Annotated in this window: 2 protein-coding genes and 1 pseudogene; all 3 read right to left on the minus strand. The window is 65.2% G+C overall.

Going from position 1 to position 1,481, the window contains the following annotated elements; genetic code table 11:
• A pseudogene (locus OL599_RS25730) lies at positions 1-377 on the minus strand (hypothetical protein); the annotation flags it as partial.
• 42 nt (positions 378-419) lie between these two features.
• Complete coding sequence (locus OL599_RS25735; RefSeq protein ID WP_264716925.1) at positions 420-998, minus strand: UPF0149 family protein; 579 nt, start codon at positions 996-998, stop codon at positions 420-422.
• A 35-nt stretch (positions 999-1,033) separates the two neighbouring features.
• The coding region (locus OL599_RS25740; RefSeq protein WP_264716927.1) for an IS66 family transposase at positions 1,034-1,481 on the minus strand (448 nt) is incomplete at its 5' end.

Below are 1,481 nucleotides of genomic sequence, written 5' to 3' on the forward strand. Positions count from 1 at the left end.
TCACCGTGCAGTTCGGCCGCCAAGCCGTCCGGGGCCGTGGGGTCTGGCGTCAGGGCGACGCGCTCGATCAACGACCGCAGCGCCTCGGCCGCCTCGTCGCGGATCTCCGGCGCGTTGAGCGATACCTCCAGCTCGGCCACCTTGGCCGCATAGAGCGACGCCGCGTTTGGGTGCAGCCGCACCGGTGACGGGTCAGCGAGCGTGGCAAGTTGGGCGGTCAGATCGACCTTGCTCGTCTCCAACTCGGTGAGGCGGGCACGCAGCGTGTCGTTCCAGGCGCCGTGCTCGATCGCGCGCAGCACGCCCTGCAACCGCCGCTCGACGCCGGCCAGAGTTTGCTCCAGCTGGGTGCGCCTCGTGATGCTATCGCGCTGCAAGGTAGCCGATTCTTCGTAACCGATGCGAGTTGGCCACGGGTATCAGGCCTGACGCTGATCCTGCTTCAGACGCTGCGGCATCCAGTAGTCTCGGATTGCTGGGACAACGAGCGGAATGTCGTGATACTCGGTGTGCAGGAACTTTTCAGTCTCCGGTCCTTCGCGCGGCGGTCCGAGCAAAGGTCGGCCGAGCGGATCGGCGCAGTAGAGCAGGATCGGCAGCATCAGCCCGTGGTCGATGTGGCCGAGATCAAAAAGCGGCCGCCAGGTATCGAAGCGCAGTCGCGTCGCACTCAGGAAACCCATGCACCACGGCTGCGGCCTGGCCATGCCGTCGCGCGTCTTCTCGAATATCGGCGCATACTTGTCAGGCGCGATCGACAACCCCTCGCTGATCGCGTTGAAGCGGGTGACGATCGCCATGATCGCCGCCAGCGTCTTGCCCGCCGCGGTGGCGATGCGGCCGCGCTCGCCGAGGAGGTCAACAAACCATTCGTCTGGCGGGATCGAGCATGGCCCGACGATGATCGCGGTCAGATAGCCGTCCAGCATCGACGCGCCATCGACACGCGCACTGGGTTTGAGCACGTTCAGCCACATGTCGAGTTGATCGAGGGTCATTGTCGCTGCCGCGGCGCGCGAGCGACGCGGCCGTCTCATGGCGCCGCGACGGCCGGAGCGACGCGTTCGATCTTCCAGATCCAGGGAAGCAACGCGCGCAATGCGTTCGCCTTCGTACGGCCGGAGACGATACGCTCCAGCACGTCTGCGAGATAGGTCTGCGGATCGATGCCATGCAGCTTGGCGGTGTTGATCAGTGAAGCGAGAACGGCCCAGCGTTCACCACCACGATGAGACCCGGCGAACAACGCATTCTTTCTGCCCAGGGGAATCGGACGGATGCTTCGCTCCACCGTGTTGTTGCCGGCCTCGACGCGTCCATCAGCGAGGAACACCGTCAGTCCGGCCCAATGGTTGAGCGTGTAGCGGATTGCCTTGGCCAACGACGACTTCGCCGAGATCTCCTCGAGGCGCGCCATCAACCACGACCAGAATGCCGCCATCAGCGGCTTCGTCTCGGCCTGATGCACCGCGACGCGCTCC

This window comes from Limobrevibacterium gyesilva, from assembly GCF_025989185.1.
Lineage (GTDB): Bacteria > Pseudomonadota > Alphaproteobacteria > Acetobacterales > Acetobacteraceae > Limobrevibacterium > Limobrevibacterium gyesilva.

Bases quoted from the DNA above. Each gene is read 5' to 3' on its own strand.
- OL599_RS25735 (WP_264716925.1), bottom strand. From the start codon at position 998: ATGACCCTCGATCAACTCGACATGTGGCTGAACGTGCTCAAACCCAGT.